The following is a 24,952-nucleotide window of genomic DNA, read 5'->3' as shown; positions in this document are numbered from 1 at the left end:
TATTTGCTTGACGAACATGATCCAGAATAAAACTTATACATTTAATTCAGACAAAAACCTTTACCAAAGGGTTGTAGGCACGCTCGTGCTACTTGCATTTGTTGCTGTTTTCTTATATTTGTTTTATCACGTTTATAGAATACTGTTTTTCCTATCACCAGTTTTCCTGTTGGCTGCTGTTGTTATCTATCCTCGTGTCGTCGGTAACCACATTAAAATTATACTCCAGACCTTTAAAGTCAGTTTTATTGGTGGCTTATTGCACATTGGACTTCAACTCATTGGACTACCTCTGGTTTCTATTGGATTAATTTTTAAAGCTTGGGCCTATAAGAATTTTGGGGTAATGCAACCGGAATCTTCCGACCATGCATTCGAAGAAAAATACACAGCTTACGAAGAAGTGATGGACCAGAATTCAGGTTCCATGGATTTAAATAAAAAGTCAGCTGAAAAGGAAAAAGCTTTGTCAGGCTACGACGATTTATTTGAATAAACTTAACTTGTGCTGATATTTTTCATTTCTGTTGCTTTCCTTACTTTTATTTATCTAATCCTTTGCTTCGTCTTCTTGGTATATTGGCGAAATCAAAAAGAATTTAATTTAGATCCCTCATTTGTTCCTACTACTAAAGTGAGTGTGATCGTTCCAGTGAGAAATGAAGAAGACTCTTTACAGCAGTGTACCGAATCCATTTTAAAACAGAATTACCCGACACATTTATTTGAGTTAATTGTCGTGGACGATCAGTCTGATGACAATACACCTCAGATCCTGGAAAACATCAAGGATCAGCGATTAAGAGTGATGCGGTTGGGTGTGTATAAAAGGACTACCATCACAGGCTCCAAAAAAAAAGCAATTGCATATGGAATCAGCCATGCCTCCGGCGATCTAATGATAACAACAGACGCTGATTGTATACATGGCGAGAACTGGATTCAGACAATAGTCGCTTGTTATCAAGAATTTAAACCCAAACTAATAGTTGCTCCAGTCCTGATTCAAAAAGAAAAAACATTATTGAATTTGTTCCAAGATGCAGATTTTATCAATTCATTCATGGTACATTTGGCAGGAATACGTTCGGGATTATTTTATCTAGGTAGTGGAGCGAACCTTGCTTATGAAAAATCGGTTTTTCTTGAAACAGATCCCTATGCCAATAATCAGTATATAGCCTCCGGGGATGATCTTTTTCTTATTCAAAAAGTCAAGGAAAAGTATTCAGGTAAAATTTATCCATTAAAAGCAATAGAGGCAACTGTTCAGACTATCGGAGCGACATCGGTTAGGAGCTTTTTCTCCCAGCGATTGAGATGGGCTGGAAAATTGAAAAATTCTTCATCCTTCAACATGTTGTTGGTTTCTTCCTTCATTTGGGTATTCAGAATAGGATTGCTCACATTTACATTGATCACTTTGGTACTGGAAGAATACACCTATTTTTATTCTGTACTTGGATTGTTGTTTATACATTTCCTGCTTGACTTCATCCTTATTCATCAATCCAGTTCATTCTTCAAACGAGGTTATATTTTGAAATGGATTCTGCCCATTGAAGTTATGTATACCATTTATTTTTTCGTATTGGGTCTGCTGTCCTGGTTACCAATTAAGCTAGAGTGGAAAGACAGGAAGATCTAACCAAGTCCCTGAAGTTTCTTTTTAAGTAGATTCATTTCATCTCTATGCTGAGCAGCTGTTACAAAATCTAAATCCTTGGCAGCTTGTTTCATTTTCTTTTCTGTCTCAGTTATGAGTTTCTCAATTTGTGTACGATTCAAATAATCCACTACCGGATCTGCAGCAATAACTCCTTCTTCCGGTCCGGTATAAATATTGGCTTGTTTACCTCTAAGATCTAAAATAGAACTCTTAGCCATGATTTCTTCCCTTGTTTTACTCAGAGTCCTTGGTATAATTCCGTGCTCCTCATTGTAAGCCATTTGCTTGGCTCGTCGCCGTTCTGTTTCCTCAATGGTTCGCCTCATTGAATCTGTCACCTTGTCTGCGTAAAAAATAACCAACCCATTGGCATTCCGTGCCGCTCGTCCTGCAGTTTGAGTCAATGATCTGTCACTCCTTAGAAATCCCTCTTTATCCGCATCCAGTATGGCTACCAAGGATACTTCCGGAAGGTCCAGACCTTCTCTTAGTAAGTTAACCCCCACTAACACATCAAAATCACCGAGCCTAAGATCTCTTAGAATTTCAACCCGCTCCATCGTGTCAATCTCTGAGTGAATATATTTACAAAGTAGATTGAGCCCTTGAAAGTATTTAGCAAGCTCTTCAGACATTCTTTTAGTCAGTGTAGTGACCAGGACTCTTTCATTCTTTGCTTTACGCTTGTGTATTTCGTCCAGCAAATCGTCAATTTGATTAATGGAAGGCCTTATTTCAATTGGTGGATCCAACAAACCCGTAGGTCTTACTACCTGTTCTACAACCATTCCTTCTGTTTGCCCCAACTCATAATCAGAAGGAGTAGCACTAACATATATGATCTGATTGATCTGCTGCTCAAATTCTTCAAAACTTAAAGGTCTGTTATCCAATGCAGACGGCAGTCTAAATCCAAACTGCACTAAATTCATTTTTCTTGCTCGGTCACCTCCCCACATCCCTCTGATTTGTGGAATGGTTACATGACTTTCATCCACTACTAACAAATAATCATCCGGAAAATAATCCAACAAACAAAATGGTCTGGTACCCTTGGCTCTTCCGTCAAAAAACCTGGAATAATTTTCAATACCAGAACAGTAACCAAGTTCCCTCATCATCTCCAGATCAAACTGAGTTCTCTCTTCAATACGCTTGGCTTCACTGTATTTCAATTCAGATTCGAAATACTTTTTCTGTTGTTCCAATTCGTCCTCTATGTGTCTTAGAATGGATTTAAATCTATCCTTTGGCGCCACGTAAAGATTCGCAGGAAAAATGGCTGCAAAATCTAAGCTGGTGATCCGCTTCCCGGATGTTATCTCTATTTCATCAATTTGTTCTATCTGATCTCCAAAAAAATGAATGCGAATACCAAAATCTACATATGGCAAATTGATATCTACTGTATCCCCTTTTACCCGAAAGTTCCCTCGATTCAGGTCTCCTTCAGTACGGCTGTATAAACTATCCACCAACCTATACAAAAGATCATTCCTTGAAATTACCTGTCCTTTTTGAATTCGGATAATACCCGCTTTGTAATCTTCAGGGTTACCCATACCAAAAATGCATGAAACCGTTGCAACCACAATTACATCCCTCCTGCCGGAGAGAATAGAAGAAGTGGCCTTCAACCTTAATTTATCTACCTCCTCATTTATTGCCAGATCCTTTTCTATATAAGTGTCGGTGACAAAAACATAAGCTTCAGGCTGATAGTAATCATAATAAGAAACAAAGTACTCCACTGCATTGTCCGGAAAAAATTCTTTGAATTCCCCATAAAGCTGTGCCGTTAGTGTTTTGTTATGAGATAGAATGAGAGTGGGCTTGTTAATGTTGGCGATTACATTGGCTATTGTAAATGTTTTACCTGAGCCGGTCACACCAAGTAGAACCTGAGCCTTTTCTTCATTTAGAACTCCCTCGGTCAATTGCTTGATTGCCTCAGGCTGATCTCCGGCTGGCTGATAATTTGAATTAAGTATAAATTTGGACATTAATTGATCGTAAAAGGCAAAAATACCATGCTGAAAGAGAATAACACAATTTCTTTACATTATAAAAAACTGGGCAGTGGACCTCCCTTGTTGATTCTGCATGGCCTTTTCGGCAGTTTGGACAATTGGCAGACTGTGGCCAATTCTTTGGTAGAATATTATACTGTCTACCTTATTGATCTACGGAATCATGGTAAGTCCCCACATCATCCACAAATGAATTATGAGTTAATGGCCGAAGATCTTATCCGGTTTATCCAAGAACATAAATTACACACTGTCAACATGATCGGGCATTCGATGGGCGGTAAGGTTTTGATGAAATTACTGACTATCGGCGAATCCCTCATCCATAAAGCAATGGTGGTAGACATTGGAATAAAAGCCTATCATGGGGGGCACGAAGAAATATTTAAAGCTATGTTTTCACTAGACCTGGATCACATCACCAAAAGATCTGAAGCTGAAGCAGGTCTTCTTCCATTCATTCCTGAATTTGGTGTCCGTCAATTTATCCTTAAGAATCTGGACAGAAAACAAGATCAAAAATTTGAATGGAAACTTAATCTCCATGCAATCTATAAAAATTACGCATCCATCAATGAATCCCTTTTTCCCGATCACAGAATTTTTAAACCTGTCTGCTTCGTACTCGGTTCCAAATCATCCTATGTATCCAAAGAAGATTGCAAAGAAATTAAGATATATTTTCCCGAATCAGAATTTGTGACCGTTGAAAATGCAGGACACTGGATACACGCTGACCAACCAGTTAAAATGGTGGAAGTGATCAAGAATTTTTTTAACTAAGTTTGCATCTTTAAGTTAAAATGTTTTATACCTGCAAGTATTATTGCTTGAATACTTCTTTTTAGTTCTAAAATTGTCTATTCAATTTTCCAAATTTAAAGGACTTATTTATTTCATATTAAACTACAATTACTATAATTTTTTTTTGAAATTGGTTTAGCCAATTCTATCCATTTAAAAAGTATGGGTAATTGAAATTGCTCCATTACAAATTGTGAAAGCAATCCAACATAATATTCTTTTCCTTCCGACTTTGTCAATAAATATTCTTAACAATTTTTCTGCGAATTGCAAATTTTTATAAAAAATTGTATGCTATTCTCAACAAATTTATTCCATACCATTTCCATTTGAAGCACCTTAAACCGCCATTCATAAAATTCCAAATTGTTTTAAGACTTCCTGCTAAACTTTATGTTTGGATTAAATTTAAATTCTTTAATTTCAATCCTTACCTTGCATCTGGAATAATTGAATTTATGCTCAATAAAAATAATTTTTTAAAATTTCTTACAGCAGCCTTGGTTTTAATTCTTCTGCTTAATTCCTGTAAACAAGAAACCCACAGGACTTACCAAAAACCAGATATTCTCGTTTCAAATATGGATACCAGTGTAATACCCGGAGAGGACATTTTTTCCTTTGCAAACGGGACGTGGATCAAAAACAATCCAATCCCTCCTGAGGAAAGTCGATGGGGTATAGCCAACCTCGTAGTTAATGAAAATTACACCAGATTGAGAATTATCTGCGAAGAGGCGGCCTCCGGTACTCATAGTGACCACAACGCTAAAATGATTGGTGATTTCTGGACCATGGCAATGGATTCTTTACGGGCAGATGAGCTGGGAACAAAGCCACTAAAACCCTTGCTGGGCAGAATCGATACCATCCAATCGGTGCCGCAATTGTTGAAGATGATTGCAGAATTTCACATGTTGGGGTCTGAACCAGCTTTCAGTCTATACGCAACCCAGGATCTTAAAAAAAGTGATCAAATGGCGCTCTATTTGAATCAGGGAGGACTTGGTCTTCCAAATAGGGATTATTATTTCAACACAGATACTCGAACCTCCACCATCAGAAAGGAATATCCTCATCATATTTCTGTCATGCTCCAACTTCTTGGTAGAACACAAGAGCAATCTATTCGTGACGCAGAACAAATCCTTTCCCTTGAAACAGCACTGGCAAAATCCTCTAGAAAACTGGAAGATCTGCGTGATCCACATGCCAATTACAATCCTTATTCCATTACAAAATTTAAGATGCTTACCCCGGGCATCAACTGGACTGAATGGTTGGAAACTGCAGAAATTAAAGTGGATTCTTGTATCGTTGGGCAACCAGAATTTTTCAAAACACTTAATGGATTGTTGACCACTTTACCTCTTGATCATTGGAGAGCTTACCTTCGATGGAATTTGATCAACACTTTTGCCCACACTCTATCCAAAGAGATAAATGACCAGAATTTCTTATTCTATGGTAAGCTTATGAGTGGGGCTGAAGTTCAGAAACCTCGCTGGAAAAGAGCGCTTAATGAAGTAGAAAATTCAATTGGCGAATTATTGGGCCGAGAATTTGTAAAAGAATATTTTAGTCCACAGGCAAAGAAAAGATATGAAAATATGGTAGAAGAAGTCAAAACCTCTTTTGCTGAACATATCCGAAATCTGGAATGGATGAGTCAGGAAACCAAGGCAAAAGCTTTGACAAAACTACAATCCATGAATAAAAAAGTAGGCTATCCTGACCAATGGAAAGATTTTAGCACAATGCAGATTGCAAAAAATTCATACTGTGAAAACGTAATGAATGCTAAAAAATGGTGGTATTCCCAACAAATCAAAAAACTTTATAAACCTGTAGACCGCACAGAATGGGACATGACCCCACAGACTTACAACGCCTACTATAACCCTTCCAATAATGAAATCGTGTTACCCGCTGCGATATTTACTGTTCCGGGGTATAGAGATGAAGAATTGGATGATGCACTGGTTTATGGATATGCAGGCGCTTCTACAATTGGACATGAGATCACACATGGATTTGATGATGAAGGAAGAAAATTTGATGAATTTGGAAATTTAAACAATTGGTGGAGCACTGAAGATGAAGAACGCTTCAATGAACATGCACAAAAAATGATCAATCAATTTAATGATTATACTGTCCTCGACAGTCTCCACATCAACGGTAAGGCAACATTGGGAGAGAATATTGCAGACCTTGGTGGAATTGTACTTGCTTTGGATGCATTTAAGAAAACTGCTCAATATAAATCAAACCAATCCTTAAACGGGCTGCTTCCTATACAAAGATATTTTCTGGGATATGCCCTTGGATGGCTTGGTCATACCAGACCGGAGGAGATAGCCTCCAGAGTACTCACAGATGTGCATTCACCCACACACTTACGTGTGATCGGTCCGTTTACTAATATTCCTGAATTCTATGATGCTTTCCAAATCAAAGAAGGTATGAAGATGTGGAGGCCGGATAGTGTTCGGGTGAATATCTGGTGATTATTTAAGAAGAAATAAATTTCTAAAATATTATACGGAAAGCCCTTTATCACCTAAGCAATGTAAAATCACCGCTCAACTCAAGTATCCTATTGTCAGTTTTTATTCTTGCATAAAAAACATAAACACCCGGATTCAAAGGCTGGAATTGGTAGTTTCCATTCCACCCAAGTAAAGGTTGATTAACGGGAATGTCCACAACCTCAAAAACCTTAGTGCCCCACCGGTCATAAATTACTAATTTTTCAACCCTGCCTTTATCTGGACCAAGGATATAAAAATGATCATTTACTTGATCTCCATTGGGTGAAATTAAACTAGGTACATAAAATTCTTCAATATCTTTAACACGAATAAAAACCGAATCCAAACTGCTACAATTTCGTTCATCTATGCTTAACGTATAAATCCAGCTGTCCTGATCAGCTACAAAATCAATCTCATCGCATATTGTACAATTACTGTATTTGTTGGGTTGCCAGTAGATGTTTGTAAGTTTCTTATTAGACTGTAAAGTAAGTTTTACAATGGTTCCTTTTTCTACTTCGAGATCTGCTCCCAGTTCTGTAATCAGAGCCTCAGGGTTCAATAAAGTAAATCTTACTGTATCGGTTATGCATCCCTTTCCATCCTTCAAAAAAACTTCATAATCTCCCGGTGCAAGATGTTGGACTTCCAATAGGTTTGTGAATTTTTTTGATTCAGGTAAAATTCGAACGGCATACTGAAAGTTGAATCATTTGTGAGTAGAAGCCTTCCATCACTTTGATTGTGACATTGAATGGAATCCAACAAATAGTTGAGTTGTAATGATCTGTAAATAGTACGGACAAAAATCATACTGTCACATCCTGTCTGGTTCTGCAGCAGAAATGTATCTATTCCAATCTTGAATGCATCACAACTAAACTGATCAGTAAACGTTGTATCCGCAGCTTTGAATCTCCTTTCAAAAAACACAACACTGTCACATATTGTGGTTGTATAAATAATGGTATCCATTCCTGCATTCTTTAGATCACAGGTGTGCTGAATGATGCGTGAGGTATCTGATGGAATAAACTTGGTATCAACAAGCACAATACTGTCGCAACCAAATTGATTAGAAAATTTAATGATGCGCTTTCCAGCATTAGATAATGTACAGGTTTTCTCATACAGAAAAATTGAATCCGTTGGCTTTAAATTAACCAATTCAATCACTACACTATCACACCCATATTGATTAGAAAATCTTTGGGTAAACTGACCTACCATAAGCGGATCGCATGTGTTTCTGGTAATTAAAATACTATCCAGAGATAATGCAAGATGTCTTGTAATTACAAGGCTGTCACAGTGACCAGTACTAATTCTTACTGTATCTATGTAATCCACTAAAAGTCCGCATTCATTTTTTGTTATTTGGGTAATTTGCTGTACAATGAATGTTGTACTAAGAACAACGATGCTGTCACAACCATATTCATTTTTAAAATATTCAATAGTCTGCCCTACTTCTGATGAATCGCAACTCGTGTTCTGGATGAATATGCTGTCATTCCTTAAAGGTATATTTTCTATGATCACAAGCGAATCACAATACTGTCCGGACCAACTTATTGTGTCGGTTGAATATTTTTGCAACGAACAATCATAATTTTTAATGAGCGTCTTAGAAGTGGGTTGCAAAATATACTGATAAAAAATCAAAGAATCACATCCATGCATGTTTGTAAGCCACAGGGTGTCAGATAATTTTTGGTTAGGATCGCAAGTATTTTCTTCAATGAATACAGTATCTGCTTCAAGTTTTATCTTTTCTAAAATTACAATGCTGTCACATGCAAGGACTGAATATTTGATAGTGTCTATTGAATTTTTTGGGAAAGCACAAGAATAACTGATGTGATGGATAGTATCACTCTTACCTCTGTAACTAAATATTGCCGTACTGCTGTCTACATGCCCACAACGATCTCTTACATAAAAAGTAACATGCAAAGGATTTTTCGTTGAATCTCCATTAAAATTATGACTCCAGATTGCTGTATCACAACCCTTCGCTGCACTGGAAAAACCATAATTTATTAACCAATTTGAAAGAGAATCCCTGACTTCAGGAACACAGCTGAGATTTTTATTCTCCGGTTTTTTTGAAAAGCCAATTGCCATTGTATCCTGAACAATAAAATATCCTGTTTCTGAATTTTCCAGTCCACAATCATCTACCGCTGTAAATTCAACTTTTACACTGTCACAAAATTTATGGGGTGTTCGTTCAAATGAAGTTTTCCAACTTACATTACCACAATCATCTGCAGCTGCAGATTGACCATTGTTTCGGATCCAGTCATTGAATTCTTTAAGCACATCTTGATGGCAATGAACCCTTAAATTGACAGGAAGGGACGTGAATTGAGGTGGATTCCGGTCAATAATGTCAATGGTTTGGATCTCTTCGTTTATATTCCCACAAGCATCTCTAACCATCCATGTTCTGGTCAATTTTTTACTGCATGGGCCCGTATTTTCTTTGGATTCCTTAAATGTAACCTGAGGATTAGCGTCGCAATTATCAGAGATAAGTAAGTTTGGAACTAGAGGAACATCCTTTTCACAGGCTACTTCCAGGTCTTCTTGAGGATTTTCTACCACAGGTTTTTCCAAATCAACGGCACATTCAAAAATCTTAATATCATCCATCAACATCCCTATTTGATAAGTGGACGAACTTGGACCAGTGTCCTTGAGTGCAAGTGTCGCACTGGTTGCGTTGGCCGTGAAATTATAGGATTTTTTAAGCCAAACGGCACTTCCTGGATTATTTGCAGTCCAGTTGACATCTAACCATGCCCCGTTGGCTACTTTTAAATTGGCAGAAAAGCTTCCGTTGGAAGTGAAGGTTGCATACCAAAATTCTATAGTGTAAATATACCCCGGTGTTAAACCTGTTAAAGGGTAAATCATGGTTCCTGCAATGCTTCCTGTGGATGGCGAACCAAACAAATCCACAAAGGCAGAAGCTCCGTTGGGATTTCCTGCAGCGAGAACGCCACAATAATCCTTGTCTCCATGATCCACAGCACCCTGCGTAACAATCCATGGACCAAATGAACTTCCTGCAATGTAGGGAATATAACCTGCTGGTGCAGGGTAAGGATCAAATTCAAAATCCAATCCCTGAAAGTCTATCAATTTTGGGGTGCCACAACAACAAGTTCCCTGACCATAAAGTGTAGACGTCCATGAAATAGCCAACAAACTAATTATGGCCGCCAATGTTTTTAAACATTTTATTCCACGAATACCCAATCCTTGACTTTTAAATGCTATAATTTTGGAAAGTTAAGGATAATCAGGACCTGATAGATATCTTTTGTCCGCATTTATAGAACACCTTCCCCAAATTTATTATCCACATAATTAAATAATCCCCAAAATGCCAATACTAAACTTTCGGTATTATTAATTAGTTCTAAAGCACTTGATTATTTACAACCCCAGTTCCTTTAATTGTTTTGGGTCAATGGCTGAAGGGGCATCAATCATCATGTCCCGACCTTGATTATTTTTTGGAAATGCTATGTAATCTCTGATGGAGGTACTGCCTTGCATAATAGTACAGACCCTGTCCAATCCAAATGCAATTCCTCCATGGGGTGGTGCCCCATGTTCAAATGCGCCCATCAGGAAACCAAACTGATGTTCTGCTTCTTCCTTGCTGAATCCAAGGATTTCAAAATTACGGGCCTGCAATTCACGGTTGTGAATTCTGATGGATCCTCCCCCCAGTTCTGCTCCATTGATAACCATGTCATATGCTGCGGCACGAACTCCTTTTAAATCTTCTTTATTGGTTGAATGCATCAACTCCATATCCTCCGGTAAGGGACTGGTAAAGGGGTGGTGCATGGCAAAAAATCTTTGCGCTTCATCGTCCCATTCCAGCAATGGAAAATCCAATACCCACAAAGGTCTGAATACTCCAGGCTGAATTAGGTCCATCCTCCTGGCGATTTCAAGTCTCAGGTCTCCAAGCTGTTTTAACACTTTATCTTTTTCACCTGTGAGGATAAAAACTGCATCATGGGTTTCAGCGCCTATCTCAGCAGCCAATTTTTGCAATTGTTCTTCCGTATAAAATTTACTGATTGAAGATTTAGTCCCTTCAGGGGAGTACTTCACATACATGAGTCCCTTTGCACCTATTTGTGGTCGCTTCACCCATTCGGTGAGATCATTTATTTCTTTATTGGTGAATTTGCTTTCCAGTCCTTTTACTATAAACCCCTTGATGAATGGAGCTCCATCTATAACCTGAAAACCTGCTCCTCGCAGTAATTCCAAACTTACAAATTTAAGGTCAAATCTAAGATCCGGTTTGTCCGAGCCATATGATTCCATGGCCTCTTGATAACTAATTCTTGGGAATACCGGAAGTTCCAAATCCAAAACAGATTTGAACAACGACCGCATCAATCCTTCAAAAGTTTGCAGGATATCTTCTTGTTCCACAAAGGCCATTTCACAATCAATCTGGGTAAATTCGGGTTGACGATCGGCCCTTAGGTCTTCATCTCTAAAACACCGGACAATCTGAAAATATTTATCCATACCGGCCACCATGAGAATTTGCTTAAAGGTTTGCGGAGACTGAGGTAAAGCATACCATTGTCCTGGATTCATACGACTCGGCACTATAAAATCCCGGGCCCCCTCAGGTGTTGACTTGATGAGATAGGGAGTTTCAATTTCAAGGAATCCAAGTTCGCTGAGGTACTTCCTGGTCTCCAATGCGATCTTATGTCTAAAAATTAATTTTTCCTTTACGGGATTTCTTCGAATGTCGAGATAACGATATTTCAATCTCAGCTCTTCACCTCCATCGCTTTCATCTTCAATGGTGAATGGTGGAACTAATGAGGTATTCAGAATCTTTAATTCCCTGACTTCCAATTCTACCTCTCCGGTAGGTCGATTAGGATTTTTACTGCTCCGTTCACGGACAACACCCTTTGCTTGCAAAACAAATTCCCTGCCTGATTTACGGGCCAGGGTACATAAATCTGCATCAGTTTCCATATTAAACGCCAACTGCGTTATACCATATCGATCTCTAAGATCAATGAATGTCAACCCGCCAAGATTTCTGGCTATTTGAACCCATCCGGCAAGTATCACTTCCTGCCCTACATGAGCCATTCTCAATTCTCCACAATGATGCGATCTGTACATATTTGTCTTTTTGCGCTGCAAAAATAAGCGAACTGCAACTCAGAGCACAATTATTTCACATATGGAGAAACTTTTACTTCGAGGATGTTAAAAGGTTTGTAATGATATTTCATGTCAAAACCATTTCCTTTGATTCTGGCAGACCACAAATCAGAAAAAGATATTAAGGTCACCTTTTATTAATACATTTAAAGAGCCATATATAAAAAAGTTTAAGTTAATAAATTGACTTTTACCTGACAACCAAGAAAAAAATTTTGGAATGCTTCTTCTTAAACTTTATAAAATTATAGGGATTTGATCATTAAATGACATGCAAGAGCAATTTCATTTTGAATTATTTTATAGGATTGGTTCAAAAAATGTCAATTCTGGTCATATTCAGAATCAATTTTAGATTCCGCCTCCATCAACCACCACCGCCTCAAAGATCAATTTTTTTAAAACCGGTATGTTTATTTCGGATTTCTTCTGAAAAGTCTTCATGTATACCAGTTTGCGATCTTCTTTTTCAAGATAATTGTCTTCATCCATCAACAAATTACCATAACAGAATCCAATGGTCACACCCTTTTTTACCCCCACTCCAGGGAATACTTGAAGGTCAAATAAACAACATTCTTTTCTTCAAACAGTAGAACGGAACATTGTTGCTAATCTTTTCCCTGACCTCAGGAATACATTTGAAAATAAGTTCCCTAAGACAGACAAAAATATCTCTTTCCTCCGGAGGAAGAAACTCAACTATCTCCTCTGCATCCCTGAATTTTTGTTTCTGTTTCAGCATTAAGTTTAATTGTTTAGTTATGGTTGTTTCAAGGGCCAAACCATTTTTATCGAACCAAAATCATAATGCAATCGTGTGTTTTCTTTTTCCAGAATTAGTTCTCCCTTTTTATTGACAGCAACAATTTGAGCGTGGAAAACTTCCCCATCCGGCCTTTGAAATGAGCATAATTGTCCAGAACGGTACAATCTCTCATTGTAGGCAGCCAGCCAATGATTGAACCTGCCTTGTTTAAGGTCTTCAAATCTGCCCATAAGCTCTTGATGAAGAACTGAAAGAATTTCCTTTAAATCGAATTCCTGAAGAGCCTCAGTTCTCATTGAGCAAGCAGAGTGAAGTCCTTTAAAATCAACTTGATTTACGTTTAGTCCAATGCCCATTACTGAATATTGAAGATCGTGGGCGCGAATAGTATTCTGGATAAGAATGCCCGCAATCTTCTTATCATGAATGATAATATCATTTGGCCATTTTATCTCAGCCTCGGTCACTCCAAACGAATCAAGTGCTGTTAAGACTGATAAACCAGCCAATTGGTGCAAAATAAAAATATCCTCCAATTGAATGAATTGGGTCCTAAAAATAAAACTGGCCAAAAGGTTCTTGCCAGATTCACTTTGCCATTCCCTGCCATATTGTCCTCTCCCTGCTGTCTGAACGTCAGAAAATACACAAAATCCATCTATTGGATTGGTTTTTGATATAAATTCAAATGCAAACCTATTGGTTGAATCTACTGTTAATAAATGAATATGTTCGAAATTCAGGGATTCGGAAATCAATTTGTGGTTTATTTTTGCGTTATTCCTTATTAATTACTCTAAATTCAATTTTCTGATACAATCTAAAGCCAGGTCCAAAGCACTTCTTAATGAAGAGTCTGAATTCCTTGACCTCATCATCGACGCCATCCAAGACATCAAAGGTAAAAATATCATACAGATCGATTTAAGACATCTTCCAGATGCTCCTACACGATTCTTTATCATTTGTGAGGGTGAAAGTTCAACCCAGATAAAGGCTATTGCCAATAATGTCGCCAGAAGGGTTAAAGAAGAATCCAACTATCGCGCCAACCATGTCGAAGGACAAAGTGGTGCTAAATGGGTTCTGGTGGATTTCTTTGATGTAGTGCTTCATGTTTTTGATAAGGCCACAAGAAATTATTATGATCTTGAAGATCTTTGGAGTGATGGTAAGTTTAAAGAATACCAGAATATTTAACAATACCCGGAATTTAACGTTAATAGAACTGTAAGTTCACCTAAAATTAATTACAACAAATTATGGAATCTCAAGAAAACAACCAGGATAAAAAACCAACCCCTTCAGGTGGAGGATTTAATTCATATTGGATCTACGGTATAATATTTTTGGCAATTATAGGAATTAATCTCTTTTACATTGCCAATCCCAGCAAAGATCCAATCACTTTTACCAGATTTGAAGATATGGCTGTAAAAGGTGACATCTCCAAAGTGGAGGTTACCAATAATAAAAATGCCTTTGTTTATTTGAAAGAAGAGTCTCTTGCAAAAGAAGATTATAAGGATGCTGCAAAGACCACACTGGGCTCAAAACCCCATTATTATTTTAATATTGGACCGGCAGAAAATTTCGCCACTAAAATGGATAAGTTAAACGAACGGCTTCCGGCTAAAGTGGACATTAATTATGTTGAAAAACAAAATTGGCTGGGACCAATTCTTTCATTTGTGCTGCCATTCCTTATTATTCTTGGCATCTGGATGCTTTTTATGAGAAGAATGGGTGGTGGATCCGGAGGTCCTGGTGGCCAGATCTTTAACATTGGAAAGTCCAAAGCCATGCTTTTTGAAAAAAACAGTAACACCAACATCACTTTTGAAGATGTTGCAGGACTTGAAGAAGCCAAGGAAGAAGTTATGGAAGTGGTGGACTTTCTAAAAAATCCAAAAAAATATACTGCCTTAGGAGGTAAGATTCCAAAAGGAGTACTCCTAGTAGGCCCTCCAGGCACAGGAAAAACCCTTTTGGCCAAAGCGGTTGCCGGAGAAGCAGGTGTCCCTTTCTTTACTATCTCGGGTTCTGATTTTGTGGAAATGTTTGTTGGTGTCGGAGCTTCAAGAGTAAGGGATTTGTTTCGCCAAGCTAGGGAAAAAGCACCTTGCATTGTTTTCATTGATGAAATTGATGCTGTTGGTCGTGCCAGAGGAAAAACTCAATTCCAGGGTGGAAATGATGAGCGAGAAAACACTTTAAATCAGCTCCTGGTTGAAATGGATGGCTTCAGTACTGATAAAGGAGTCATCCTGATGGCTGCCACCAATAGACCGGATATTCTGGATACAGCATTGTTGAGACCTGGTCGTTTTGATAGACAAATCTCCATTGACCCACCGGATTTAAAAGGAAGGGCGCAAATCTTTAAGGTCCATCTAAAAAAATTAAAATTGTCAGATAAGGTCACACCGGAAATACTTTCTGAAATGACTCCGGGATTTGCAGGTGCTGATATTGCCAATATTTGTAATGAAGCGGCCCTCGTTGCGGCACGAAGAAATAAAAAGGAAATTGAACTGGATGATTTTAACTATGCTCTGGATAGGGTAATCGGCGGATTGGAAAAAAAGAACAAACTGATTTCTCCGGAAGAAAAGGAAGTTATAGCTTATCATGAAGCTGGTCATGCAATCTGTGGGTGGTACTTACCTTTTGCCTCTCCATTGGTAAAAGTGACAATTGTTCCAAGGGGTATTGGAACATTAGGTTATGCCCAGTATCTCCCTAAAGAAGAGTACATCACTCGTACAGAAGCGATGCTTGATCGAATCTGCATGACTATGGGAGGTAGAGCTGCTGAAAAAATTACCTTCAACAAAATTTCAACAGGTGCCCAATCTGACCTTGATCAGGTAACTAAAATGGGATATAGTATGATCTCAGTCTTTGGAATGAATGAGAAGGTAGGAAATGTTTCTTTTTATGGCATGGCCAATGAATCTTTCCAACGTCCTTATAGTGAAGAAACTGCTAAACTAATGGATGAAGAGGTGCGTAATCTGATTAATGGTCAATACGAAAGAGCCCAAACACTTCTAAGTGAAAAGCGTCATGAATTAGAAACACTGGCATCTGAATTGCTAAAAAAGGAAGTATTGCTTAAATCAGATGTAGAAAGACTTATTGGCCCAAGTCCCTATCACAAAGACAAACTCTCTGAGCCAATTCCTTTTTCAGGTCAACATGTTTCAGATGAAAAGCCGATTGAGGAAGAAAAAAAGCAAGAAAACAGTAATTAAAAAGCTGTATTTCTGTAAAGCCTGATTAATTTGTAGTTTTGTCCATACTTATGTCGGACATAAAATTACATTTGGACCCTCAAAAGATTCCTCAACATATTGCCATTATAATGGATGGCAATGGAAGATGGGCTAAGAAAAATGGTCAGCCTCGATTGTATGGCCACAAAGTTGGTGTAACCTCCGTTAAAGAAATAACAGAAGCCTGTGCTGAACTTGGAGTTAAGCATTTGACATTATATGCCTTTTCTACAGAAAATTGGAACAGACCAATTCTTGAAGTAACAGGATTAATGAGTTTGTTGGTCGATACGGTCAAACTTGAACTCCGGACATTACTTAAAAATGATATTCGACTGAATGCGATTGGTGATCTTAATGGGATGCCTGAAAAAACCAGAAATGCCCTACTTTCGGGCATCCGTGAAACTTCCTCCAACAAAAGAATGCAGCTCAACCTTGCCCTGAATTACAGCTCAAGATGGGAGATTCTCGAGGCGGCTAAAAAGATTGCATCAGATGCACTTTCAGCTCAGTTTAATAAGGAAATAAATGAAGATTATTTCTCATCCTTACTGAGTACCAAAGATATTCCTGATCCTGATTTACTTATACGGACAAGTGGTGAACAAAGAATATCCAATTTCTTGTTGTGGCAATTAGCTTATACAGAATTATACTTTACTGATGTTTTATGGCCGGATTTTAGAAAAGAACAACTCTATAAAGCCATTCTGGATTACCAATCCCGGGAGCGACGATTTGGGATGATATCTGAACAGCTCTTATAAGTTATTTGATCTGTTCAATAATATCATGGTAATTTTTGTGGATAGTATCAAATACAAAAGTCTTCCTATCCTGAACATTTTAAATCTAGAAATAATGACACAAGGCTGTAATATTTAACCTTTCTATAAGTGTCTGGAATGAATAAATTCCTAATTTTAGCTTGTATTTAAATATTATGGAAAATAGAATTTACACAGCAAGATTCAATCTGAATATCTTCTTATCGTCATCTTTGGCATTGTTCTTATTGGTTTCTTGCAATACCACGCATTTTACGACTGTAAATAATATGCGGAACATTAATGGTAAAATTTATCTACTGAATGACACAATTCTGGAAGGCAATATAACCATTGGACTCGATGGCTCGTGGGGAAGTAAATCTTATGTGGAAATTTTAGAAAAAGGCCGCAAGAAGAACACCAAAATCATGGTAGAAGATATCAACGAAGTATATGTGAGGAATAATTATTACCAGCCGAAAAGCATTGATACCGGAATTTTTGGTGGAGAAATAATCAGATTCTTAAAGAGAATCACCAAGTCAGAGTCAAAAATTCAGTTATTTGAATACCATACGCAAAGTACAGTTAATTCTGGTTTTGGCCCCAGAGCAGGCAGTTATAATGAGGACAATTTTAAATATTATGTATCTCTTCCATTTCATGAAAAATATGAATGTTACAACATTAATGGGGAGGATATAGTCCCGGATATGGAAAGAAAAGTCAGTAAGTTTTTTGACAGCTGCCCCAAACTGGCAAAAAAGATTAAAAACAAGGAAGATGGATTCTATTATTCATTTTTTACCGGCTCTTCAGATAAAAAAATAAACATCTGGACAAACATCATAGAGGAATATGATAAATGCATGGCAAATAAAAATACCAAATAAATATTAACCTTTGTAGTAATTTAACTGCTTTAGATGGTTTGGCTTAAGCTTAAACGGAAAACTCTTTATAGAATTGGTTAAGCTTCAAGATATTATATTTAAATTAATAAAAAATTAATGTCTAAAAGTGTGATTTTTAACATACTATGCATTAAGAATTAATAATTTATTGATTTCCAGCACTTAATGTTATTAAACTGTCATTTTTTTTTACGAAATTTGTGCCACCATACGTGTGTTCAAATCTCAGTTTTAACTTTCATAATCTCGGATAATTTTAATTTCTGCAATTTTGGTTGTGACTGATTGAATGCAAATGGGTGATTTCATCAGGCTACAAATTCAAACAAATTATGTCTACGCAGAATCTATATAAGGTCATCATCCAGGGGAAACTCGATTTTGGCAATGACCGCTCTTATCAGAAAGTTCTGCAGTTATACACACAAAGAGCAGAAGTTCTGTACAAAAAGGAAATTGTTTTCAAGCAACCAGAATTAGTCTTTTTTGATGAAGAAAAGACCATGGTTCTTAACCGTTATATCGGTAACATAACCGAAAAGGTATGGAAGAACACCATCAGCTTGCTGGAGTATTGTGCTCAATTTTCTTTCTCCGGCAGTATTAACGCATGGATGACAGACAGTGGAAAAATCCTACATCATTTTCACATTGAACCTCTTGGTGAAAAATCTTCAGTCATGCTTTATCAGGAAGGTAAGAAAAAATCTGAAGAGTTGGGATCAGAGCATGAAGCCTTGAAAGTTCTCACTGAAACCATAGAAAAATTTGAGAAACATTCGCAGGCTTATGAAAAAAGAGGTTATGTGAATTTTGTCTTAAAAAATTATGACGATGCTCTTTACGATTTCAAAAAAAGCATAAGTTTTGATCCTATGAATTCTTCCTCCTGGTATGGAGTTGGCCGATGTCATATGGTGAAAAAAAATAGAATTTGACAAAGCTATATTTGAGTATAAGCTTTTTACATCCAGACAATTTGTCAAGGAAGACCCCAATTTTAAACATTTGGCTATGGCTTGGTTTAATTTTGGTAAAGCCTATTTCGCGTTAGGCCAAATTGATTTGGCTTTAGAGGCTTTTGACAAAAGTGTAAGTCTGGAAGGTTCAGACAACAAATTATTTAAAGGGGAGATGCTTATGCATCGTGGACTTGCCCGTAAAGCTGCAGGAAAATCAGATTTTATTCTTGACCTTAGAAAAGCATCTGAGTTAGGACACGAACCTGCCACAAAACTTTTAACCGAAATGCACTTATCTTAGGTAATAATTTACCTTATAGAATTCGTTAATTAGGGAAATGAAAATTCCTCTCACGCTGTTTTTGGTTCTAATGGGTACATTAACGTACTGCCAGGATTATATCACCCTTAAAACTGCACCGGAAAAGCAGGTAAAAGCCTATAAGAAAGCTGTTGCAGCATATCGACAAAATAAATATGATGATGCCATTAAATTGTTTGAAAAAATAATAAAAAGTGAACCAAAGTTCATTGATGCTCATATCTTATTAGGTTCTGTTTTCTTTGAAAAAAAAACATACTCTTCTGCAGAAAAATCATTTATTGATGCAATTAAACTAGACTCGACTTATCAGGTAAAAGTTTTTTACACCCTGGCTTTGTGTAATTATGAATTGGAACATTTTACAGAAGCAAAAAATAACATGGGTAAATATCTTGCATTGGAAACCCAAAATCAGGAATTAATTGCGAAAGCAAAGCGTCGATATGTAACCTATAAGTTTACAGATTCTGCTGTATCTCATCCAATAAATTATCACCCTCTGAATTTCAAGGTGATGAATTCGGATTTTTCAGAGTACTTACCCAGCTTGACAGCTGATGGAAATACCATGGTATTTACCAGGAAAATATTTCATGAGAATGAGGATCTATTTATCTCGACAAGGGACGAAGGAGGCAATTGGTCTGTACCAGAATCGATGGATGAGATCAATACGGTTTTCAATGAAGGGGCACCTGCAATTTCTCCAGATGGCAATACTTTAGTCTTTACTTCCTGTGACAGAAAAGAAAGTTATGGTGGTTGTGATCTGTTCATTTCTAAAAAAGAAAATGGAAAATGGAGCCAGGCAGTTAACCTGGGTGATAAAATAAATACCCCTGCTTATGAATCGCAACCGTGTTTTGGCGACAATGGTAATCTGATCTTCTTTTGTAGCAATCGCACTGGTTCAATTGGAGGAAAAGATATTTGGTTTAGTTATCGCCAGGAAGACAGGAGTTGGGCAAAACCGCTCAACTTGGGACCAGCCATCAACACCATCGACAATGAGGAGTGCCCATTTCTCCACCCAAATGGTTTGACTCTTTATTTTAGTTCCGATGGCCATCCCGGCATGGGCGCAAAGGACGTATTTTATTCTGAAAAGGTCGGTGCAAATAAATGGAAGACAGCTATAAATTTAGGATACCCATTGAATTCTAAAGGAGATGAATCTTCATTCATTTTAAATTACAGAGGGGATACAGGTTACATTGCCAGCGACAAAGACTTTAAAGATCTTGACCCAAAAAATAAAAATCTTCAGAAAAACCTTGATCTTTTTGAGTTTGCGATGCCGGAAGCACTCAGACCGAATCCTTCATCATATCTTTATATCAGTGTCACTGACCGCAAAACTAATATGCCGGTTCAGGCACAATTAAAAGTATTTAAACTGGGCCAGAAGGAAAAATTTTATACTGGAAAAACAAATCAGGAAGGGAAAAGTCTGATTTCCTTACCAACCAATGAAATTTATGCAATCGATTTGTATCACCCTGATTACATGATGCATTCGGAACAGTTCAACTGCACAGAAATCAGAACAGCCTACCGACCTTTGAGATTAACTATAAGTATGGATAAAATCAAAGATACCAATGCTCCAATGGTTTTGAAAAATATATTCTTTGAATCGGGTTCTGCTGTCTTGAGATCCGAATCGGATTTTGAACTCAACCAACTTTTTGAGTTATTAAAAAACAAAAAAATTGCTAAAGTGATCATAACTGGTCATACAGACAATATTGGTCAAAAAGAAGATAACCTATTATTATCCCAAAACAGGGCCAAAGCAGTTGTCCAGGCCATGATTCAAAAAGGAATCGAACCAACTAGACTGATTTCCGAAGGTCAAGGTGAAAGTCAACCTATTGCAGACAACAACACAGAAGAAGGAAGACAAAATAACCGAAGGACCGAAATCAAGATCATCCCAGAATAATGGCAATAAAATCAATAAAAACAGTTCAACTAAACATCACTGGAGTTGGTCATAAAGGAATGGCTATTGGAAGGACTCCTGAAGGAATGGTGGTTTTTGTCAAGGGTGGAATTCCAGGTCAAAAAGCTCTAGTCTCTCTAAGTAAAAAGAGAAAAGGTGTTTGGCAAGGACGTATTGAAGAAATTCTTGAAGCCAGTATTCATGAAGTCCCCGCTTTTTGTAGTCATTTTGGAATCTGTGGTGGTTGCAGCTGGCAAAGTTTGGATTATGTAGAACAACTTCGACAAAAAGAAATTCTGGTTCGCGATGCATTAATCCGTATTGCTAAGGTGGACCAAACTTCCTTCGAACCTATACTTGCTGCACCGGATGTAAAACATTACAGAAATAAATTAGAATTTACTTTTTCCACACATAGATGGTTGACCAGAGAGGAAATAGATGACGATCAAACCAATTTAAATAAAAATGCACTAGGTTTTCACCGTCCTGAGTCTTTTGACAAAGTAGTAGATATAAACCGTTGCTACCTTCAGGATGAAATCTCAAATCAAATACGAAATGAAGTTCGATCTTATGCCTTGGAAAAAGACTTAAGTTTTTACGATATCAGAACACATAGTGGATTGTTGAGAAACATGATCATTCGGACAAATTTAAAAGGGGAAGTAATGTTGGTACTTTCTGCTAGTGAAAATGATGGCGAAAAACTATCCCCTTTATTTGAGCATTTACAGACTCAATTTCCTAGAATAATTTCTGCTCATCTTGCTATCAATATAAAGAAAAACGATTCGTGGTTTGATTTAGAGTGTAAAAAAATATTTGGTACAGATGCTTTGCCTGAGTCCTTGGATCATGTCAATTTCAATATTGGTCCAAAGTCTTTTTTTCAGACCAATACTCTTCAGACAGTCAACTTGTATAAATTGATTGAAGAATATGCACAACTTTCAGGTGGGGAGATCGTATATGATGTTTATTGTGGTGTGGGCAGTATTGGAATATTTCTTGCCAGGCATGCATCCAAAGTTATTGGCATTGAAGAAATTCCAGCAGCCATTGTAGATGCACATAAAAATGCCCAACTAAATCAATTAGATAACCTTGTTTTTCACACTGGAGATGCCCGTACTTTACTCAACGATGAAATGGTACTAAAATATGGTGTGCCGGATGTATTGATTGTCGACCCTCCGCGTGTTGGCTTACATCCTGAGGTGGTACAATCCATCCTTAAATTTGCCCCAAAAAGAATTATTTATGTAAGTTGTAATCCTGCAACACAGGCCCGAGATATGGCGATCATGAACGAAGCTTATTGGGTGAAAAAAATTCGTCCTGTTGACATGTTTCCACATACCAACCATGTTGAAGCTGTAGCCCTTTTGGAATGGAAATCTAACAGCTAATTATCAATATTAATTTCCTAGTTATCTTTGCAGTATGAACAAGCCCAGCATTGAAAAATATTTACAACTGGAGGAAGATCTGCGCCGGTACAGAAAAGCATTGAATCAAGCCCAAGAGATCATGCTAAACGAAGATATAAGTTTATACCCCATTTTTATCCTTCATCAACAAGAATTAGAAATGGGGATACCTGTCATAGAAGCCGGCGAAAAAACGGGACTATGGTCTGTTCATGCATCAAGTATGGAAGAATTTATGGTTAAAAATCTAATTCAATCTGATAAAATTCCTGAATTTCAAAGGTTGTATAAAAGTCATGACCACCATTTTTGTTTGTTTGTCCTGTCAGAATTAGGAGCTCAATTCATCTTCTATCCAAGAGAAGAGATATTAAATCAGGAATATGGACATCTCAATTGACCTGAGATATTTTAAGCAAATTTCCTTCGGCAATCTCGAAATTGAAATGGATATGATAGAATCATGGAAGGAAGATGGACTGAAAAGAATTGCCGAACTGGAAATTAATGTGAAATCACAAAATCAAAAAATAATTTTCAATAATTTACATGCTTTGAAAACAAATTTTTCAATGGTGAATTGTTATGCAGGTATAAAATCCTGCGAAATACTTTTGGATGATATTCAAAAAAACCGATTAATTGATTCATCCAATTTAATTCAATTGGAGAAAATATTAAAACAAATCATCCTAACTGTCGCTAATAATTAATTTAGTTACACCAACTCTTTCCTCAATCTTGCGACCGGTATATTTAATTGTTCTCTGTATTTAGCTATCGTGCGACGGGCAATATTATAACCTTTGCGCAATAACAATTCTTTGAGCTTTTCATCACTTAAAGGCTTGCGTTTGCTTTCTCCTGTAATCATCTCTGAAAGGATTTTTTTAACCTCTAATGTAGATACCTCATCCCCCTCTTCTGTTTGTAAAGATTCTGAGAAAAACTCTTTCAATCTTTTGGTACCATATTCTGTTTGAACAAACTTGCTGTTGGCGACACGGGATACTGTGGAAATGTCAAGACCAGTGATGTCTGCAAGATCTTTAAGAATCATTGGTTTTATCTTCTTCTGGTCTCCGGTAAGAAAATATTCCTTCTGAAATTGCATGATTGAATACATAGTGCGATATAAAGTATCCTGTCTTTGTCTAATGGCATCAATAAACCACTTGGCACTTTCAATTTTTTGTTTAATAAACATTACTGCTTCCTTTTCTTTCTTACCATTAGATCCTACTTTCTTATGGTCGTTATAGTTTCGAAGCATATCCAGATAATGGTCATTTATTTTGAGATCTGGAGCATTTTTTGAATTCACGGTAAGTTCCAATTCTCCATCACGATTAGTAACCGTAAAATCAGGAACGATGTAATGTCCTATCACAGAGTTAAATGAAATAGGGTCCACGTAACCAGAAGACGGCTTTGGATTGAGTTTTAAAATTTCGTCAATAGCAGATTTCAATTGAGATTCTGAAATTCCTAATGACCGTTGCATTTTGGTATAATGCTTCTTAGTAAATTCTTCAAAATAATTCTGCAAAACAGTTTCTGAAAGTTTCAAAATCTTTAGTTTGACTTTCTTACTTTCAATTTTAATTTTAGCTCTGATTTGAATCAGCAAACATTCCTGTAGATTTCTAGCCCCGACGCCGGGAGGGTCGAATGCCTGAATCATTTGAAGGATGGAAATTATTTCTTTCTCATTGGTATCAATATTTTGGGCAAACACCAAATCATCAATAATTGCAGATGGTTCTCTCCGCAAATAACCATCATCATCAATAGACCCCACAATTTGAAGAGCTATCTTATACTGGTCTTCCCCCTTTAGTTTGAGCAAACCAATCTGTCGTTCCAAATGATCATGAAAGGTACTTTCAACAGCAAATGGGACACTTTTCTGTTCTTCCATTTCACCGGTATAGTCATCTGCTTTATATTTATAAGAGGCGGTATCGTCTTCCAGATAATTGTTCAAATACTCTTCAAAGTCTGTGGTAGGATTTTCTTCGGCAGGCTCTGAAGAATCATAGTCCTTTACTTCCTGATCATATTCCCCATCAGATTCTGGTGTGTCATTTGATGTCTCAAAATTCTCAGGCTCTTCTTCATAATCATTCCCTTCTTCCAGAGCCGGGTTCTGCTCAAGCTCTTCTTTAATTCGTTGATCTAAAATAGCTGTAGGAATCTGAAGCAGCTTCATCAGTTGAATTTGCTGAGGAGATAGCTTCTGAAGGAGCCTTTGACTTAAATGTTGTTTGAGCATAGTTTT

At 37.2% G+C, this 24,952-nt stretch carries 22 protein-coding genes; 14 read left to right on the top strand and 8 right to left on the bottom strand.

Annotation, left to right across the window (positions count from 1 at the left end; all coding sequences use genetic code 11):
• Window positions 1-16 precede the first annotated feature (16 nt).
• Window positions 17-496, top strand: coding sequence for a hypothetical protein (locus IPJ83_02230; GenBank protein ID MBK7879365.1), 480 nt, complete (start codon window positions 17-19; stop codon window positions 494-496).
• 9 nt (window positions 497-505) lie between these two features.
• Complete coding sequence (locus IPJ83_02225; protein ID MBK7879364.1) at window positions 506-1,648, top strand: glycosyltransferase; 1,143 nt, start codon at window positions 506-508, stop codon at window positions 1,646-1,648.
• Here IPJ83_02225 and uvrB read toward each other — a convergent pair.
• Window positions 1,645-3,672: an excinuclease ABC subunit UvrB gene (uvrB, locus tag IPJ83_02220; GenBank protein ID MBK7879363.1), complete on the bottom strand. Its 2,028-nt coding sequence runs from the start codon at window positions 3,670-3,672 to the stop codon at window positions 1,645-1,647. The two genes, IPJ83_02225 and uvrB, sit on opposite strands and share 4 nt — an antisense overlap.
• 27 nt (window positions 3,673-3,699) lie before the next feature.
• On the opposite strand from uvrB, the gene IPJ83_02215 reads away from it, so the two are divergent.
• Window positions 3,700-4,482 carry an alpha/beta fold hydrolase gene (locus IPJ83_02215; GenBank protein ID MBK7879362.1) on the top strand — a complete coding sequence of 261 codons (783 nt, stop codon included), beginning with the start codon at window positions 3,700-3,702 and terminating at the stop codon, window positions 4,480-4,482.
• 479 nt (window positions 4,483-4,961) lie between these two features.
• Window positions 4,962-7,013, top strand: a complete 2,052-nt coding sequence (locus IPJ83_02210; GenBank protein ID MBK7879361.1) for a M13 family metallopeptidase — start codon at window positions 4,962-4,964, stop codon at window positions 7,011-7,013.
• Window positions 7,014-7,062: 49 nt separating this feature from the next.
• On the opposite strand, the gene IPJ83_02205 is transcribed toward IPJ83_02210, so the two are convergent.
• From IPJ83_02205 to IPJ83_02180, 6 genes are all read right to left on the bottom strand, one after another.
• Window positions 7,063-7,692 (bottom strand): gliding motility-associated C-terminal domain-containing protein, encoded by a 630-nt coding sequence (locus IPJ83_02205; GenBank protein MBK7879360.1) that lies wholly within the window; start codon window positions 7,690-7,692, stop codon window positions 7,063-7,065.
• Complete coding sequence (locus tag IPJ83_02200) at window positions 7,647-10,274, bottom strand: hypothetical protein (GenBank protein ID MBK7879359.1); 2,628 nt, start codon at window positions 10,272-10,274, stop codon at window positions 7,647-7,649. The genes IPJ83_02205 and IPJ83_02200 overlap by 46 nt, the downstream gene beginning before the upstream one ends.
• A gap of 213 nt (window positions 10,275-10,487) precedes the next feature.
• Window positions 10,488-12,230: an aspartate--tRNA ligase gene (gene aspS / locus IPJ83_02195; protein ID MBK7879358.1), complete on the bottom strand. Its 1,743-nt coding sequence runs from the start codon at window positions 12,228-12,230 to the stop codon at window positions 10,488-10,490.
• A 393-nt stretch (window positions 12,231-12,623) separates the two neighbouring features.
• Window positions 12,624-12,815, bottom strand: a complete 192-nt coding sequence (locus IPJ83_02190; GenBank protein ID MBK7879357.1) for a hypothetical protein — start codon at window positions 12,813-12,815, stop codon at window positions 12,624-12,626.
• A gap of 19 nt (window positions 12,816-12,834) precedes the next feature.
• Window positions 12,835-13,017, bottom strand: a complete 183-nt coding sequence (locus IPJ83_02185; GenBank protein ID MBK7879356.1) for a hypothetical protein — start codon at window positions 13,015-13,017, stop codon at window positions 12,835-12,837.
• A gap of 17 nt (window positions 13,018-13,034) precedes the next feature.
• Window positions 13,035-13,799, bottom strand: coding sequence for a biotin--[acetyl-CoA-carboxylase] ligase (locus IPJ83_02180; protein MBK7879355.1), 765 nt, complete (start codon window positions 13,797-13,799; stop codon window positions 13,035-13,037).
• A 55-nt stretch (window positions 13,800-13,854) separates the two neighbouring features.
• Between IPJ83_02180 and rsfS the strand changes: the two genes are divergently transcribed.
• The 10 genes from rsfS (at window position 13,855) to IPJ83_02130 (ending at window position 23,384) form a co-directional block, all read left to right on the top strand.
• Complete coding sequence (gene rsfS, locus IPJ83_02175) at window positions 13,855-14,241, top strand: ribosome silencing factor (protein MBK7879354.1); 387 nt, start codon at window positions 13,855-13,857, stop codon at window positions 14,239-14,241.
• Window positions 14,242-14,303: 62 nt separating this feature from the next.
• A complete protein-coding gene (gene ftsH / locus IPJ83_02170) occupies window positions 14,304-16,298 on the top strand; it encodes an ATP-dependent zinc metalloprotease FtsH (protein ID MBK7879353.1) in 1,995 nt (664 codons plus the stop codon).
• Window positions 16,299-16,348: 50 nt separating this feature from the next.
• Entirely contained in the window at window positions 16,349-17,089 is a 741-nt protein-coding gene (locus IPJ83_02165; protein MBK7879352.1) for an isoprenyl transferase, read from the top strand.
• A 176-nt stretch (window positions 17,090-17,265) separates the two neighbouring features.
• Window positions 17,266-17,985 carry a hypothetical protein gene (locus IPJ83_02160; protein ID MBK7879351.1) on the top strand — a complete coding sequence of 240 codons (720 nt, stop codon included), beginning with the start codon at window positions 17,266-17,268 and terminating at the stop codon, window positions 17,983-17,985.
• Window positions 17,986-18,338: 353 nt separating this feature from the next.
• Window positions 18,339-18,944 carry a hypothetical protein gene (locus IPJ83_02155; protein MBK7879350.1) on the top strand — a complete coding sequence of 202 codons (606 nt, stop codon included), beginning with the start codon at window positions 18,339-18,341 and terminating at the stop codon, window positions 18,942-18,944.
• A gap of 76 nt (window positions 18,945-19,020) precedes the next feature.
• A complete protein-coding gene (locus IPJ83_02150; GenBank protein ID MBK7879349.1) occupies window positions 19,021-19,269 on the top strand; it encodes a hypothetical protein in 249 nt (82 codons plus the stop codon).
• Between the two features lie 37 nt (window positions 19,270-19,306).
• Window positions 19,307-21,238 carry a PD40 domain-containing protein gene (locus IPJ83_02145; protein ID MBK7879348.1) on the top strand — a complete coding sequence of 644 codons (1,932 nt, stop codon included), beginning with the start codon at window positions 19,307-19,309 and terminating at the stop codon, window positions 21,236-21,238.
• Window positions 21,238-22,650, top strand: coding sequence for a 23S rRNA (uracil(1939)-C(5))-methyltransferase RlmD (gene rlmD / locus IPJ83_02140; protein MBK7879347.1), 1,413 nt, complete (start codon window positions 21,238-21,240; stop codon window positions 22,648-22,650). Before IPJ83_02145 ends, rlmD begins: the two co-directional genes overlap by 1 nt.
• A 34-nt stretch (window positions 22,651-22,684) precedes the next feature.
• A complete protein-coding gene (locus IPJ83_02135; protein MBK7879346.1) occupies window positions 22,685-23,071 on the top strand; it encodes a hypothetical protein in 387 nt (128 codons plus the stop codon).
• Window positions 23,055-23,384 (top strand): hypothetical protein, encoded by a 330-nt coding sequence (locus IPJ83_02130; protein ID MBK7879345.1) that lies wholly within the window; start codon window positions 23,055-23,057, stop codon window positions 23,382-23,384. The genes IPJ83_02135 and IPJ83_02130 overlap by 17 nt, the downstream gene beginning before the upstream one ends.
• A 5-nt stretch (window positions 23,385-23,389) precedes the next feature.
• Here IPJ83_02130 and rpoN read toward each other — a convergent pair whose 3' ends face one another.
• The gene (gene rpoN, locus IPJ83_02125) at window positions 23,390-24,946 is read right to left on the bottom strand and encodes an RNA polymerase factor sigma-54 (protein ID MBK7879344.1); all 1,557 of its coding nucleotides are present in this window, start codon (window positions 24,944-24,946) and stop codon (window positions 23,390-23,392) included.
• Window positions 24,947-24,952: the final 6 nt, after the last annotated feature.

The organism is Candidatus Vicinibacter proximus (assembly GCA_016713905.1).
Classification (GTDB): Bacteria; Bacteroidota; Bacteroidia; order Chitinophagales; family Saprospiraceae; genus Vicinibacter; species Vicinibacter proximus.
This window is presented reverse-complemented; position numbering and strand designations above follow the sequence as displayed.